Genomic DNA, 14365 nt, shown 5'->3' with positions numbered 1-14365 from the left:
ACGCACGATGAAGTTCTTTGTAGATTCTGCCGATGTTAGCGCTATCAGTGAGTTGAATGAGCTTGGCATGGTGGATGGGGTGACGACCAACCCGTCGCTGATTCTGAAATCCGGGCGCGACATTCTGGAAGTGACGAAAGAGATCTGCGATATCGTGGATGGCCCCGTCTCTGCCGAAGTGGTGGCACTGGAAGCCGATGCCATGATCGCCGAGGGCCGCAAACTGGCCGGGATCGCCCCCAATATCACCGTCAAGCTGCCGCTGACCTGGGACGGGCTGAAAGCCTGCAAGGTGCTGACCGGCGAAGGCAAGATGGTCAATGTCACGCTGTGTTTCAGCGCAAATCAGGCGCTTCTGGCCGCGAAAGCCGGTGCGACCTTCATCTCGCCCTTCCTGGGCCGTCTGGATGATATCGCGCTGGATGGTGTGGAACTGATCGAGGATATCCGCACGGTCTATGACAATTACGGCTTTGAGACGCAGATCCTTGCGGCTTCGATCCGTTCTGTGAACCATGTTCTGGATGTGGCGCGGATCGGTGCAGATGTGATGACCGCCCCGCCGGAAGTGATCCGCAAACTGGCCAGCCACCCGCTGACCGATGCCGGACTGGCACAATTCATGAAGGATTGGGAAAAAACAGGTCAAAAAATCCTGTAACCTTTGCTATAGTCCGGACAACAAAAAACAACCCGAGCAGAAACGGACAGGCTGACACATGACAGGAACCGCTCTCCGGCCCGAAATGGCCGAGGAATTCCGAGCCCGCATTCTCGCGGATCCCGCGTTGGTACTCGATGACAAGGACGTGATGCGCACGCTGGTTGCGGCCAGCGAGCGCGGCATGGGCGACAATATCATCGACCTGCGCGGGTTGGCGATGGAGCGGCTGGAAACGCGGCTGGACCGTCTGGAAGAAACCCATCGTGCCGTGATTGCTGCGGCCTATGAGAATCTGTCCGGCACGAACCAGATTCACCGCGCCATCCTGCGCATGCTCGATCCCGAGCAATTCGAGGATTTCCTGCGCAATCTGGGCCATGATGTGGCGCAGATCCTGAATGTGGATGCGATCAAGCTGGTGCTCGAAAGCCCCGATGCCGGGCCCGATCCGGCGCTGGAGCGGATTTCGGATGTGCTCTGCGTGGTCAAGCCGGGTTTCATCGAAGCCTATATGAGTTCCGAACGCGGCCCGACCAGCAGACAGGTCATCCTGCGGCAGGCGATTCCGCAGACCGATGTGCTTTACGGCACGAAAACACCCGATCTACGGTCGGAAGCCTGCATGCGGCTGGATCTGGGCAAGCACCGCATGGGCGGATTGCTGGTCATGGGATCCGACAATCCGCATATGTTCAAGCCCGGTCAAGGCACGGATCTGCTGTCCTTCTTCGCGGGCATTTTCGAGAGGTCCATGCGCCGCTGGCTGGCATGAGCCGCGCGCTGCCCAGCGCGCAGATGCGCGACGCGCTCGCGCATTGGCTGGACGGGCTGCGCGCGCTGGATGGCGCGTCGGACCATACTGTCGCCGCCTATGCGCATGATGTCGGGCAGTTTCTGGGGTTTCTGGCCGCTCATCTGGGGGGCGCGGCGGGCATGCATCAGCTTGCCGCGATGTCCCAATCGGATATGCGCGCCTGGATGGCGGCAGAACGGGCGGGCGGTCTTGGCAGCCGGTCGCTGGCCCGCAAGCTCTCAGCGGTGAAAAGCTTCGCCCGCTGGGTCGCGGAGCGCGAAGAGCTCGACATTTCGGCCATTCTCGCGGCACGCGCCCCGAAATACAGCCGCAACCTGCCCCGCCCCCTGAGTGAAGAGGCCGCGCGCGAGGTGATTGCGCTGGCCCCGCTGCAAAGCCGGTCGGACTGGACCGGCGCACGCGATGCGGCGGTGATCACGCTGCTTTATGGCTGCGGGCTGCGGATTTCCGAAGCGCTGGGGCTGAGCGGGCGCGATCTGCCCCTGCGCGAGGTGCTGCGTATCCGGGGCAAGGGCGGGCGCGAACGTCTGGTGCCGCTTCTGCCCGCCGCGCGCAGGGCGGTTGACGCCTATCTGCGCCTCTGCCCGCATGCGATGGCCCCTGATGCGCCGATCTTTCGCGGCGTGCGCGGCGGCGCTCTGTCGCGGCGCCATATCGCAAAAGTGATGGAGATGACGCGACTGCAACTGGGCCTGCCCGCAACGGCGACCCCGCATGCCCTGCGCCATTCCTTCGCGACGCATCTGCTGTCCGCCGGGGGCGATCTGCGGGCGATACAGGAGTTGCTGGGCCATGCCTCGCTGCAATCGACGCAGGTTTATACGGCTGTGGATACCGGGCGGTTGATGGAGATTTACGCACAGGCCCATCCGCGGGCACAAAGCCAGGGGCAATGATTGCATGACCCGGCGCATTCTGACACAGAAGAAAGTCAGGCGGGCAGGAGGACGGTCAGAGTGAGCGCAAGCTGGAAAGCCTATCTGGTGCATCTGTTCACGGCGACAGGCGCCGTTTTCGCAATGCTGGCGCTCTTGGAAGCGACCAAGGGCGATTGGGCGATGATGTTCCTGTGGCTGGTGGTGGCTTTCATCGTAGACGGGATCGACGGGCCATTGGCGCGGCGCTATCTCGTCAAGCAGCATGCCAAGACCATTGACGGTGTTCTGCTTGATCTGATCATCGACTATCTGACCTATGTTTTCATTCCGGCTTTCGCGCTGTTTCAGTCCGGCCTCTTGCCCGGCTGGACCGGCTGGATCGCCATTATCGTGATCACCTTCACATCGGTTCTCTATTTCGCCGATACGCGGATGAAGACCTCGGACAATTCCTTTCAGGGCTTTCCTGCCTGCTGGAACATGGCCGCAGTGGTGATTTTCGCGACGCAACCGGGATTCTGGATCATTCTGGCCATCGTGGCCTTTCTGGCGATCGCCATGTTCACGCCGCTGAAATTCATCCATCCGGTGCGCACTGCACGCTGGCGCTGGCTGTCGCTGCCCGTGGCCTTTGTCTGGACGGGGCTGGCCGGTTGGGCGGCCTGGACCAATTTTGACCAGCCGCAGATCGTCACCTTCGGGCTGATTGCGACCAGCCTCTATCTTGTGGGCGTCGGCATTGCCCAGCAACTCTGGCCCCCGGCCCCCGGCCGCGCAGGGCGCTGAGGGCTTTCGCACTTGCGTCATGGGCGAAGCCCGCCTTATGGTCAGCCACAGACAAGCAGGAGCGCAGAACATATGCAGATCAAGACGGTCGGAGTGGTGGGCGCGGGCCAGATGGGCTCTGGCATTGCACATGTCTTTGCGCTGGCAGGCTTTGACGTGCTGCTCAATGACATTTCGGAAGATGCGCTGGCAAAGGCCATCGCCCAGATCGACCGCAATATCGAACGGCAGGTGTCGCGCGGCAAGGTCAGTGCCGAGGACAAGAGCGAGGCGCTGTCGCGGATCCGCACCACGACGAAACTGCCCGAACTTGGCCCCACCGATCTGATCATCGAGGCCGCGACCGAGCGCGAAACCGTCAAACAGGCGATTTTCGAGGATCTGCTGCCGCATATCCAGCCGCATACGATCCTGACCTCGAACACCTCGTCGATCTCGATCACGCGGCTGGCCTCGCGCACCGACCGGCCCGAGAAATTCATGGGGTTCCACTTCATGAACCCGGTGCCGGTGATGCAGCTTGTGGAGCTGATCCGCGGGATTGCGACGGATGAACCCACCTACAAGACGCTGCTGGGCGTGGTCGAGAAGCTGGGCAAGACCGCTGCCAGTGCCGAGGATTTCCCGGCCTTCATCGTCAACCGCATTCTGATGCCGATGATCAATGAGGCGGTCTATACGCTTTATGAAGGCGTGGGTTCGGTCAAATCCATCGACGAGTCGCTCAAGCTGGGGGCCAATCATCCGATGGGGCCGCTGGAGCTTGCGGATTTCATCGGGCTCGACACCTGCCTTGCGATCATGAATGTGCTGCATGACGGGCTGGCCGATACGAAATACCGCCCCTGTCCGCTTCTGACAAAATATGTTGAAGCGGGGTGGCTGGGGCGCAAGACAAGTCGCGGTTTCTACGATTATCGCGGCGAGGTGCCCGTGCCCACGCGCTGATCCCGCGCCTTGCGCGTGTTTCATCTTGCCAAAAATACTCAACACGGCGGCGCGGGTTTGAAAACCGGGCTGCCGGAATGCATCACCGCGCATCCGTGACCGCGCGCCTCTTGACCTAGCTGCCCGGAACATGAGTAAAGCAGGTCATGGCCCGCGCATCCTCGAAGAAAAGAACATCCGCAAAAGAGAAGCGCAAGCCGCATCTCTTTGCGCGTCTGGCTGCTGGCCTGGACTGGATCTGGCGCAGCGCTCTGCGCATTCTGGCGCTGGTCTTTCTGCTGGCCGTGGCCTGGGTCGGGCTCTACCGCTTTGTGCCGCCGCCCGGAGGCATCTATATGCTGCAGGAATACCGCCGCATCGGCGAGATTCAGCGCGAATGGGTGCCGATGGAACGTATCGCCCCGGTCATGGCGCGCTCGGTCATTGCCGCAGAGGACGCGAATTTCTGCCTGCATTGGGGGTTCGACATGACCGAGATCCGGCGGGTGATCGAACAGGGCAGTTCGCGCGGGGCGTCGACGCTGACGCAACAGACGGCGAAGAATGCCTTTCTGTGGCATGGGCGCAATTTCATGCGCAAGGGGCTGGAATCGGGGTTCACGCTGCTGATCGAAGGACTTTGGCCCAAGCGCCGCATACTGGAAGTCTATCTGAACCTTGCGGAATTTGATGATGGCGTGTTCGGTGTCGAAGCTGCAGCGCGGCACTATTTCCGCAGCTCTGCAGCCGATCTGACGCCGGTGCAGGCCGCGCGGCTTGCGGCGGTGCTGCCCGCGCCGAAAAGCCGCAATGCGGCCAATCCGACGCAATTCGTGCGCAACAGGGCGGCCTCGATCATGGACGGGGCGGCGACAATCGCGCGTGATGGCCGCGCCGCTTGCATCGGCGGTTGAACTTTCCCGCCCGGCTTGGCAAGAGAAGGCAATCCCGAAGGAAGGCTCATCGCATCTCATGGCCCGGCTGTATCACGTTCCCCTCTCCCCTTTTTGCCGCAAGGTGCGCCTCACGCTCGCGGAGAAGCGGATCGAGGTGGAACTGGTCGAGGAACGCTATTGGGAGCCAAGTCAGGATTTCATGCGCCGCAATCCGGCGGGCAAGGTGCCGGTGCTGCGCCACGAGGGGCGCCTGCTGACCGAAAGTCACGCCATCTGCGAATATCTGGACGAAACCATCCCCCAGCCGCCATTGATCCCGCATGGTCCCGAAGCCCGCTACGAGATGCGCAGGCTCTGCACATGGTTTGACGACAAATTCCATGTCGAGGTGACGACAAACCTGCTCTATGAGCGGGTGAACAAGAAGATGATGGGGCGCGGCTACCCCGATTCCGCGCGCATCAAGATGGGCTCGGCGCGGATCAAGTTTCATCTGGATTACATGGACTGGCTGCTGGGGCAGCGCCGCTGGCTGGCGGGCAATGAGATGACGCTCGCGGATTTCACCGCGGCGGCGCATCTGTCCTGTCTGGACTATATCAATGATGTGGACTGGGCGCGCTCGGCGCTGGTGCATGAATGGTATGCCAAGATCAAGTCGCGCCCGGCCTTCCGCACGCTGCTGGCTGACACGTTGCCGGGCATGCCCCCGCCGGCGCATTATGCGGATCTGGATTTCTGATGCGCCCTGCCCCATCTGCAGGTCATGGCCGCTGAACTGAAATCCGCCTTGCTGGCTGAAGCGCGCGCGCTGGGCTTTGACGCCTGCGCCGTCACCCGCCCCGATGCGATCCCGGCGGCCCCGGAGCGGCTGGCGGCTTTCGTGGCCGAGGGGCGGCATGGGCAGATGGGCTGGATGGCAGAGCGGATGGCATGGCGGGGCGACCCAAATGCGCTATGGCCAGAGGCGCGCAGCGTCATCATGCTGGCCGAAAGCTACACGCCCGCGCATAACCCGCTGGATTTGCTGGCACTGCGCGACCGGGGCGTGATCTCGGCCTATGCTTTGGGGCGCGACTATCATGATGTGGTCAAGAAACGCCTGAAAGCGCTGGGCCGCTGGCTGATCGGGCAGGCGGGCGGCGAGATCAAGGTCTTTGTCGATACCGCGCCGGTGATGGAGAAACCGCTGGCGGCGGCGGCGGGGCTGGGCTGGCAGGGCAAGCATACCAATCTCTTGTCCCGCGATCTGGGGAACTGGTTTTTTCTGGGTGCGATCTTTACCACGCTGGATCTGCGACCCGATCCGCCCGCGCGCGAAAACTGCGGATCTTGCCGCGCCTGTCTGGATATTTGCCCGACCGGGGCTTTCCCGGCCCCGTTCCAGCTCGATGCGCGGCGCTGCATCTCCTATCTGACTATCGAGCATCACGGTCCCGTGCCGCTGGAATTGCGCGGCAGAATGGGAAACCGGATTTACGGCTGCGATGATTGTCTGGCTATCTGCCCGTGGAACAAATTCGCCTCGGCCGCGCGCGAGGTGAAATATGCGGCCCGCGACGGGATGGTCGCGCCTGATCTGGCGGAGCTTGCGCAGCTGGATGATGCGGGTTTCCGCGCGCGGTTTTCCGGCTCGCCGATCAAGCGGATCGGGCGCAACCGCTTCGTGCGCAATGTGCTTTATGCGATCGGCAATTCAGGTCATCCGCCTCTGTCCGCCGTGGCGCAAGGTTTGACGGATGACCCGGATCCGGTTGTGGCAGAGGCCGCAGCCTGGGCGGTTGCCCGGCTGGCCGAATAAACGCTACAGCGTCATACGCCCACTTCCGGCCCCGGACAAAGCAGGGGGCGGGTCGAGCGCTGCACCTCATAGAGTTCCGTCCCGTTGCCGTCGCCGACGAAGCGGGCGCTGAGGCCGCGCTCACCGCGCCAGAACACCCAGCAATGCTCGATATCCGGGGCATCATCATAGACGAAGCAAATCTGTTCCTCGCGGTCGAACCAGCGGCCTTCGCGACATTCCTCATCCATGAAGGCCCATGTCGTGCGGCGTCCGGGGCGGAATTCCTCGATCCCATAGGCGCGGCCCTCGAAGCCGAATGTCAGGGTGCGGCCAGTGACATAGGCTTCGAACTCGCTCGCGCTCATGGGGGTCTGGGCGCTGATCGGGGTGGCGAGAACAGCCAGGCTGATAGCAGCCAGAAAACTGCGAAACGGTGTCATTCATTCTCTCCATGGGCGCGCTGCAACACACGCGCGGCGCGCTTGTCCATCATGCGAAACCAGAGCGCTGGCACAAGGGCGATGACACCCATTGCTGGTAAACTATACGGCAGCAGCGGCATGTCGGGCGCAAGCCGCAGCGCCGGATAGACGCGCCCCGGATGCGCATGATGGTCGGAATGGCGGGTGACATTCACGGTCATCAGCGAGGTGAACCAATGCGGGCTGTTCCAGCTGTGATGCGGCCCTTGCGGTTCATACCGGCCATCGGGGAGTTGCCGCCGTTCCAGCCCGTAATGCTGCAGGTAATCGACCATGGCATGCTGAAACTGTGCATAAAGTGCAAAACCCGCAAGTGCCGCGACACCTGCGGAGCCGAAGGCGGCAGCGGATAATGCGACAAAGCCCAAAGCCCCGCCGATATAGCTGGCATAGGGGTTGATCCGCCCGGAATGCTGCGCGCGGGCGCGTTCGATCCGGTAGCCCTGCAGGAAATTCTGCACCATGCTGCGCGGCAGGTAGCGGTAGAAGCTCATGCCTTTGGGCGGGAAATTGGGGTCTTTGGGGGTGGCGACATGGGCATGGTGCAGCAGGCGGTGCGAGGTGGTCACATGGCCATAGAGCATCGAGATGAACACCCATTTGCCAAGGGTGAACAGGCCACGATTGCTTCGGTGGATCAGTTCATGCGCATTGGCGATGCTGACCTGCCCGAAATAGAGGCCGAAACCGAAAAAGGCGGCGAACCGGTCCGCAACGCCCAGACCGGTCGCCCCGGCCAGTGCGGCGACGCCAAGCGCCATGAGCCAGAAATGCGCGAGCGCGATCATCACCGAGAGGGTGTTCGCCGCAGGCTCGGATTGGTCCGGATCTGCGGTTGCGACGGGCCGCGTGACCAGTTCATCCACCATAAATGCAAAGAGGGATACATAGGCCAGCGCCGCCCAGACCCAGACCCCACCCCAGAACGCCCCGAGCGTCAGGATCGCGACAGGTGCAACAGCGGCAAGGGCGAAGGGCAGGAGCGGCATGTCACCTCGGGAGTTCGGATTGACCAAGGCTATAGCATGCAGATGCGGCCACGACAGTCACGCAAATTGACGCGCGCGGGGTGCTTTCCAAAGCGCCACACATGAGATAGCTCTGGGGCCACGGCGCAAGAAGGAACCGGCCATGTCGTTTTTCAAGAAGCTGAAAGAGCGCATGTTCCGCTCGTCCTCGAAACTGGACGAAGGGCTGGAGGCGCTGGTGGATGACGGCGCGGCCGAAGATCCCGCGCCGCAGCCGTCGCCCCAGACCGCATCAGAGGCCACCCCAGAACCCGCGCCACGCCCCGCGACGGCGGAGCCCGCCCCGGCAAAGCCGGGTATTCTGGGCCGCATGCTGGGACGGGACGAGGCCCCGCGCCGGGTGCTGGATGACGAGATGCTGGAAAGCCTGGAGGAATTGCTCATTCAGGCTGATATGGGCGTCGAAACCGCGATGCGGGTCAGCGCCAATCTGGCCGAGGGGCGGTTCGGGCGCAAATTGTCGGTGCGCGAGATCAAATCCGCGCTGGCCGCCGAAATCGCGCGGATCATGGAACCTGTGGCCAAGCCCATGCCGCTCTATGGCGCGCGCCCGCAGGTCGTGCTGGTGGTGGGCGTGAATGGCGCGGGCAAGACCACCACCATCGGCAAGCTGGCCAGCCAGTTCCGCGCGGCGGGGAAATCGGTGATGATTGCTGCGGGCGACACGTTCCGCGCGGCGGCGGTCGAGCAGTTGCAGGTCTGGGGCAGCCGCGCAGGCGTGCCGGTGATGACCGCGCCCGAAGGCTCGGACCCGGCCTCTCTGGCCTATGAGGCATTGGTGCGGGCCAAGGCGGAAGGGGTCGATCTGCTGATGATCGACACCGCCGGGCGCTTGCAGAACCGCGCCGATCTGATGGAGGAACTGGCCAAGATCCTGCGCGTGCTGCGAAAGCTGGACCCGGATGCCCCGCATAACACGCTTCTGGTGCTGGATGCGACCACGGGGCAGAATGCCCTCAGTCAGGTCGAGATTTTCCGCAAGCTGGCCGATGTCTCGGGGCTGGTGATGACCAAGCTGGACGGCACCGCGCGCGGCGGTGTGCTGGTGGCGCTGGCCGACCGTTTCGGCCTGCCGATCCATGCCATCGGTGTGGGGGAGCAGATCGACGATCTGCAGCCCTTCGACCCCGAGGAATTTGCCGCAGCGCTGGTCGGGATCGACGATCAGGCGTGACCGGTCACACCGGACAGGTGACGCGGGTCAATGCCAAGATTTTTCAGCACAGACAGCCATTTCGCCGCGCTCTCCAGCCGGAACAGCAGATGCGGCGCGGTATCGGCTATGAGCCAGCCGCCGACCTGAAGCTCGTCCTCCAGCTGCCCCGGACCCCAACCCGCATAGCCCAGCGCGATCAGCACATCCTCTGGTCCCTGCCCCTGCGCGAGGGCCGACAAAACCTCTATCGAGGTGCTGAGCGTGACGCTGTCGAGCACCTGCAGGCTGCCCTCGGCGCTGTAGAAATCCGGCGAGTGCAGGACAAAACCACGTGAGGTCTCGACCGGGCCGCCGAAATGGATGGGGACGGACTCGACCGGGTTTTCCGCGCCTGCGCCACTTTGCTCGACCGGCAGGTCGAGATTGTCGAGCAGGCTTTTCAGCGTCAGATCCGGCAAGGGTTTGTTGACGATGATCCCCATCGCCCCGTGACTGGAATGCTTGCACAACAGGACGACCGAATGCGCAAAGCGCGGATCGGGCATGCTCGGCATCGCAACGAGGAGTTTTCCGGTCAGATGGTCCATCAGCCTCCAGCCTGTTCACCAGCCTACACCATGCCCGGCCCGCGCAATCTTGCCAAGGGGCGCGGGGGCATCTGGAGTCAGGATTATGTCACAGGACGGTCAAGTCGCGGCCTTGTGACTTCCCAATCGCGCCGGGGCGCGGAATGTAGTCGTCATGACTTTTTCCCGACTCGCCCTTGTCCTAGGTATTCTGCTGGCCCCGGTTTCCGCGCTGAGCCAGACCCCCCGTGTTGCGGATATCGTGACCACACAGATACGCCCTGGCTGGAAAGCAGCGAACGGCGCGCATATTGCCGCGCTGCATATGCGCCTGTCCCCGGACTGGATGACCTATTGGCGCCACCCCGGCGAGAGCGGTCTGGTGCCGAAGCTTGACTGGTCGGCCTCTGGCAATGTGGCAGGCGCGCGCGTGTTGTGGCCGGAACCGCGGCTTTATATCAAGGCAGGCTATGCCAGCATCGGCTATTCGGGCGATGTTGTCCTGCCCATCGAGATCACCCCGGCCCGGCAGGGGGAGCCTGTGAGTCTTGACGCGACCTTCAGTTTCGGCGTGTGCAGCGATATCTGCATCCCGGTGGACCTGTCGCTGCAGCTTGAGCTGAACGGGGCGGGCAGCCATGACGGCCTTATCGCCGCGGCTCTGGACAGACGTCCGGGACCGGCGCGCGCGGCGGGCCTGCAGGCGGTCGATTGCACGATAACGCCGGAAGAGAAGGGGCTGCGGCTGACCGCAGCACTGAGAATGCCGCCTTCGGGCACACGCGAGTTTCTACTGGTCGAGCTTCCCGGCCATAGCTCGCGCGTCCTGCCCAGCGAGCGCGCGGGCGACGTGCTGACCGGCCATGGCCTGATCCGGACCGATGGCGCGACGGCGATAGACCGCTCCAAGGTGCGCCTGAGCATCATCACCGACCGGGGCACATTCCAGCATCAGGGTTGCGCGATCTCTGACTGATCATTGCGGCGCGATGACAGCCAGAACCCGACCGCCCCCAGAACCCATGCCAGCAGCAATCCTAGCGCAGCCCCGCCGATGAACAGACCAAGCGCGGCCCGCATCGGTGCGTCGCGCAGCTCGACCAGAGGCGCGAGAAGCGCGGGCAAGGAACCGCTGAACGCCACTGCCCCCATGGTCGCCGCGAACCAGAGCGCCAGCCCGATTGCCGCGATGAGCGGCACGAGACGCACGCCCCGCACCGGTTGGCTGAGCGCGCGGCGCAGCGAGGTCATCTGCCTGCTCATGTCATGGCCGATGGCCAGCACCGCCGGGACCAGCAAAAGCACGATAACCATGCCAAAGCCCAGACCATAGACCAGCGTAATGGCGGTCGGTTTCAGGAATTCAGCCTGGGTCGAGCCTTCGAAAAGCAGCGGTGCCAGCCCGAGAACCGTGGTCAGCGTGGTCAGCAGGACCGGGCGCAGCCGGTCGCAGGCGGCATCAATGATCGAGGGAATCAAGGCCCGGTCGCGCGCATATTGATCAACCGTCGTCACCAGCACGATGGAGTCGTTGATGATGATGCCCGCCATGCCGATCATGCCCACGATCGAGAACATCGACAGGGCCATGTCCCAGCTCAGATGCCCCTGAATCACCCCGATCAGGCCGAAGGGAATGACCGACATCACCACAAGCGGCCGGAGCCAGCTTGAGAACACCCATGCCAGCGTCAGATAGATCAGGATCAGGCACAGGCCGATCCCGATGGCAGCATCCGACATGAACTCGCGCTCCTGTTCGGCCTGCCCCGACAGGCGGGTGGTGACGCCGAAATTGGCTTCCAGATCGGGCAGGATGCGTTCGGACAGCAGTCGGGAAATCTCTCGCGCCTGCGCCGGATCATCCTCGGACAACTCGCCGGTGACCGTCACCACGCGCGTCCCGTTCTCGCGCCGGATGATCGAGAATCCCTGCCTGTCGCTGACCGAGACCACATCGCCCAAGGGGACATAGCTGCCCGATCCGGTGCGCATCATCATGCTGTCCAGAAAATCCGCCGCGCGCTCGGAGGCGGGCACTTCGACCCGGATACGGCCTGTGCGCAGCCCATCGGGGAAGGTGGCGGCCTCGATCCCCGAAAGGCGGTTGCGCAGGTCGCGCGACAGGGTTTCGACCGTGAAGCCCAGCGCCTGCCCCTGCGGCGTCAGTTGCAGCAGCAGTTCCTGCTTGTCATAGGGCAGATTATCCTCAAGCCCGGTGATTTCCGGGAAAGGCACAAGGGCTGTGCGCAGCGCCTCTGATGCGGCTTTCAGGGTTTCAGCGTCGCCCCCGGTCAGATCGACCGAGAGCGAATCGCCGCCCGGTCCCTGCCCCCAGGAGCGGAAGCTGAATTCTTCCAGCCGTGGCAGGGCCTGAACCTCGTCCTGCAGGGCCGATGCGAAGGCGAAGGATGAAAGCGTGCGCAGATCGGCATCCACGAGATCAATCGAGATCGACCCGAGCAGATCACCGTCCTTGTTTTCTGCGGAGGCCAGCGCGCGCCCCGAATGGCCGCCCAGTTCCGTCATCGCAAACAGCACCGGGTTGGTGCCGCTTTCGGCCTCAAGGCGCGCGCCCAGCGCCTCGGTCGCGCGCTGCAACTCGCGCAGCATGGCGATGGTATCCGCGCGGGTGGCGCCATCGGTCATCACGATATTGCCAGTGATCGAGCCCTGCTCGGGCGGGTTGAAGAAGCGGAAGGGCAGATCCCCGCGCAGGATCGTCGCCGCCTGAACGGTCAGCAGCGCGATCAGCCCGGCCAGAACCGGATAGCGCGCGGCCACCACGAAGGCCATGAGCGGGCGGAAAAGATGCTCGCGCACCCAGCGAAACCCCCGGTTGACCTGCCGCGAGGGCCAGTCATACCAGCGTTCCTTCATGCCGCTGGCGATGGCGTGATACATGTGATTGGGCAGGATCAGGAAGCATTCGACCAGTGACGCGATCAGCACCGCGATCACCGTCAGCGGAATATCCGCGATCAGCGTGCCGAAGCGCCCACCGATCAGAATGAGCGCGCCGAAAGCCAGTATCGTGGTGATGGTGGCCGCAAAGACCGGCTGCGCCATGCGGGTTGCCGCATTCTCGGCGGCCTCGGGCGGGGATTCGCCCAGTTCGCGGGCGCGGTAATCGGCATGCTCCCCGACCACGATGGCGTCATCCACGACAATGCCCAGCGTGATGATCAGCGCGAAGAGCGAGATCATGTTGAAGCTCAGCCCCATCACATACATCACCGCAATCGCCGTCAGCATGGCCGCCGGGATACCAGCCGCCACCCAGAAGGCGGTGCGCGCATTCAGAAACAGGAACAGCAGCACCACAACAAGCCCCAGACCCATCAGCCCGTTCTTGACCAGAATCGCGATACGCCCGGAAATGAACTCGGCCCGCGTCGAGACCAGTTCGACCCGCGTGCCCTCGGGCAGGGTCAGGTTCATCGTATCCGCCAGTTCCTGCACCCGCGCCTGAATGGCAATGGCATCACCGCGTTCGGACCGGTCAACGCGCAGGGTGATGGCCGGATTATCGCCCACCCAGAAGGCGCGGTCGCGGTCGATTCCGCCTTCGCTGACCTGCGCGACATCGCCCAGACGCAGGACGGATCCATCCGCGCGCGTGCGCAGCGCGATCCCGGCCACGTCTTCGGCACTGCGCCGTTCGGTGCCGGTGCGTACCCGCGACAGGCCCGAGGAGACCTCGCCCGACGGGTCGGTATTGACTGTCACGCGGATTGCCTGGGCGATATCGGCCATGCTGAGGTCGTGTTCGATCAGGTTGCGGGTCGGCACCTCGACCAGGACTTCTGCGCTGGCCACCCCCCGGATAGAGGTGCGGGTGATCCCCTCGTTATAGAGCCGCGCCGCAAATTCATCGGCGAAACGCGCCAGTTGCTCGACCGCAACCGGGCCGGTCACCACCACATTCGTCACCCGGTCGCCCCAGTTCGAGCGGCGCACCACCGGATCATCGGCATCTTCGGGCAGGTTGCTGACACTCGCGATCAGATCCTGCACGTCATTGGTGGCGCGCGCCATGTCCCAGCCGGTTTCAAATTCCAGCGAGACATTCGCGCGCCCCTCGCGCGACTGGGCCGTGACCTTAGTCACCCCCTCGACGGCCTGAAGCGCGGGTCCGACAATCTGCACGATGCCCCGGTCCACATCTTCCGCCCCTGCCCCTGACCAGCGGATATCGACCGTGATATTATCGACCACCACATCAGGAAAGAACTGCGCGCGCATCTGCGGGATGGCCGCCAGCCCGGCGACCAGCATCACCACCAGCAAGAGATTGGCCGCTGTCTTGTGCCGGGTGAAATAGCGAAACAGGCCCATCGCCTGCACCGAAAGGCGTCTGCGCGCGGATTGGATCGGGTCCATGG

Annotated in this window: 14 protein-coding genes; 10 read left to right on the top strand and 4 right to left on the bottom strand. The window is 63.5% G+C overall.

Annotated features, from left to right (window positions below; all coding sequences use genetic code 11):
• The first annotated feature begins 7 nt into the window (after positions 1-7).
• The 8 genes from fsa to queG all read left to right on the top strand — a co-directional run bounded on the left by fsa (position 8) and on the right by queG (position 6766).
• Positions 8-661 (top strand): fructose-6-phosphate aldolase, encoded by a 654-nt coding sequence (gene fsa / locus BG457_RS12905; protein WP_071797586.1) that lies wholly within the window; start codon positions 8-10, stop codon positions 659-661.
• Positions 662-719: 58 nt separating this feature from the next.
• Positions 720-1436 carry a DUF484 family protein gene (locus BG457_RS12900; protein ID WP_071797585.1) on the top strand — a complete coding sequence of 239 codons (717 nt, stop codon included), beginning with the start codon at positions 720-722 and terminating at the stop codon, positions 1434-1436.
• Positions 1433-2374 carry a tyrosine recombinase XerC gene (locus tag BG457_RS12895; protein ID WP_071797584.1) on the top strand — a complete coding sequence of 314 codons (942 nt, stop codon included), beginning with the start codon at positions 1433-1435 and terminating at the stop codon, positions 2372-2374. The genes BG457_RS12900 and BG457_RS12895 overlap by 4 nt, the downstream gene beginning before the upstream one ends.
• Positions 2375-2434: 60 nt before the next feature.
• Positions 2435-3142 carry a CDP-alcohol phosphatidyltransferase family protein gene (locus BG457_RS12890; RefSeq protein ID WP_071797583.1) on the top strand — a complete coding sequence of 236 codons (708 nt, stop codon included), beginning with the start codon at positions 2435-2437 and terminating at the stop codon, positions 3140-3142.
• 72 nt (positions 3143-3214) lie between these two features.
• Complete coding sequence (locus tag BG457_RS12885) at positions 3215-4090, top strand: 3-hydroxybutyryl-CoA dehydrogenase (RefSeq protein ID WP_071797582.1); 876 nt, start codon at positions 3215-3217, stop codon at positions 4088-4090.
• A 146-nt stretch (positions 4091-4236) separates the two neighbouring features.
• Positions 4237-4983 carry a monofunctional biosynthetic peptidoglycan transglycosylase gene (gene mtgA / locus BG457_RS12880; RefSeq protein WP_071797581.1) on the top strand — a complete coding sequence of 249 codons (747 nt, stop codon included), beginning with the start codon at positions 4237-4239 and terminating at the stop codon, positions 4981-4983.
• A gap of 58 nt (positions 4984-5041) precedes the next feature.
• Positions 5042-5707 carry an FtsZ-binding protein FzlA gene (gene fzlA, locus BG457_RS12875; protein ID WP_071797740.1) on the top strand — a complete coding sequence of 222 codons (666 nt, stop codon included), beginning with the start codon at positions 5042-5044 and terminating at the stop codon, positions 5705-5707.
• Between the two features lie 24 nt (positions 5708-5731).
• Positions 5732-6766: a tRNA epoxyqueuosine(34) reductase QueG gene (gene queG / locus BG457_RS12870; protein WP_071797580.1), complete on the top strand. Its 1035-nt coding sequence runs from the start codon at positions 5732-5734 to the stop codon at positions 6764-6766.
• An 11-nt stretch (positions 6767-6777) separates the two neighbouring features.
• Here queG and BG457_RS12865 read toward each other — a convergent pair whose 3' ends face one another.
• Both BG457_RS12865 and BG457_RS12860 read right to left on the bottom strand, forming a co-directional pair.
• Positions 6778-7188, bottom strand: coding sequence for a hypothetical protein (locus BG457_RS12865; RefSeq protein WP_071797579.1), 411 nt, complete (start codon positions 7186-7188; stop codon positions 6778-6780).
• A complete protein-coding gene (locus BG457_RS12860) occupies positions 7185-8219 on the bottom strand; it encodes an alkane 1-monooxygenase (RefSeq protein WP_071797578.1) in 1035 nt (344 codons plus the stop codon). Before BG457_RS12860 ends, BG457_RS12865 begins: the two co-directional genes overlap by 4 nt.
• A gap of 142 nt (positions 8220-8361) precedes the next feature.
• Here BG457_RS12860 and ftsY point away from each other — a divergent pair, with 142 nt between their 5' ends.
• Positions 8362-9432, top strand: a complete 1071-nt coding sequence (ftsY, locus tag BG457_RS12855) for a signal recognition particle-docking protein FtsY (RefSeq protein ID WP_071797577.1) — start codon at positions 8362-8364, stop codon at positions 9430-9432.
• Here ftsY and BG457_RS12850 read toward each other — a convergent pair.
• A complete protein-coding gene (locus BG457_RS12850; protein WP_071797576.1) occupies positions 9423-10001 on the bottom strand; it encodes a YqgE/AlgH family protein in 579 nt (192 codons plus the stop codon). The genes ftsY and BG457_RS12850 overlap by 10 nt on opposite strands.
• 154 nt (positions 10002-10155) lie before the next feature.
• On the opposite strand from BG457_RS12850, the gene BG457_RS12845 reads away from it, so the two are divergent.
• Complete coding sequence (locus BG457_RS12845; RefSeq protein WP_071797575.1) at positions 10156-10956, top strand: protein-disulfide reductase DsbD domain-containing protein; 801 nt, start codon at positions 10156-10158, stop codon at positions 10954-10956.
• Here BG457_RS12845 and BG457_RS12840 read toward each other — a convergent pair.
• Entirely contained in the window at positions 10932-14363 is a 3432-nt protein-coding gene (locus tag BG457_RS12840) for an efflux RND transporter permease subunit (RefSeq protein WP_071797574.1), read from the bottom strand. The two genes, BG457_RS12845 and BG457_RS12840, sit on opposite strands and share 25 nt — an antisense overlap.
• Between the last annotated feature and the right edge of the window lie 2 nt (positions 14364-14365).

It is taken from the genome of Natronohydrobacter thiooxidans (assembly GCF_001884735.1).
In the GTDB taxonomy this organism is placed as follows: Bacteria; Pseudomonadota; Alphaproteobacteria; order Rhodobacterales; family Rhodobacteraceae; genus Roseinatronobacter; species Roseinatronobacter thiooxidans_A.
Note: the sequence above shows the minus strand (reverse complement) of the source record. Positions and strands in the feature narration are given on the sequence as shown.

Coding starts and splice junctions, on each gene's coding strand:
- fsa (WP_071797586.1), top strand. CDS start 8: ATGAAGTTCTTTGTAGATTCTGCCGATGTTAGCGCTATCAGTGAGTTG.
- BG457_RS12900 (WP_071797585.1), top strand. CDS start 720: ATGACAGGAACCGCTCTCCGGCCCGAAATGGCCGAGGAATTCCGAGCC.
- BG457_RS12895 (WP_071797584.1), top strand. CDS start 1,433: ATGAGCCGCGCGCTGCCCAGCGCGCAGATGCGCGACGCGCTCGCGCAT.
- BG457_RS12885 (WP_071797582.1), top strand. CDS start 3,215: ATGCAGATCAAGACGGTCGGAGTGGTGGGCGCGGGCCAGATGGGCTCT.
- mtgA (WP_071797581.1), top strand. CDS start 4,237: ATGGCCCGCGCATCCTCGAAGAAAAGAACATCCGCAAAAGAGAAGCGC.
- fzlA (WP_071797740.1), top strand. CDS start 5,042: ATGGCCCGGCTGTATCACGTTCCCCTCTCCCCTTTTTGCCGCAAGGTG.
- queG (WP_071797580.1), top strand. CDS start 5,732: ATGGCCGCTGAACTGAAATCCGCCTTGCTGGCTGAAGCGCGCGCGCTG.
- BG457_RS12865 (WP_071797579.1), bottom strand. CDS start 7,188: ATGACACCGTTTCGCAGTTTTCTGGCTGCTATCAGCCTGGCTGTTCTC.
- BG457_RS12860 (WP_071797578.1), bottom strand. CDS start 8,219: ATGCCGCTCCTGCCCTTCGCCCTTGCCGCTGTTGCACCTGTCGCGATC.
- ftsY (WP_071797577.1), top strand. CDS start 8,362: ATGTCGTTTTTCAAGAAGCTGAAAGAGCGCATGTTCCGCTCGTCCTCG.
- BG457_RS12850 (WP_071797576.1), bottom strand. CDS start 10,001: ATGGACCATCTGACCGGAAAACTCCTCGTTGCGATGCCGAGCATGCCC.
- BG457_RS12845 (WP_071797575.1), top strand. CDS start 10,156: ATGACTTTTTCCCGACTCGCCCTTGTCCTAGGTATTCTGCTGGCCCCG.
- BG457_RS12840 (WP_071797574.1), bottom strand. CDS start 14,363: ATGGACCCGATCCAATCCGCGCGCAGACGCCTTTCGGTGCAGGCGATG.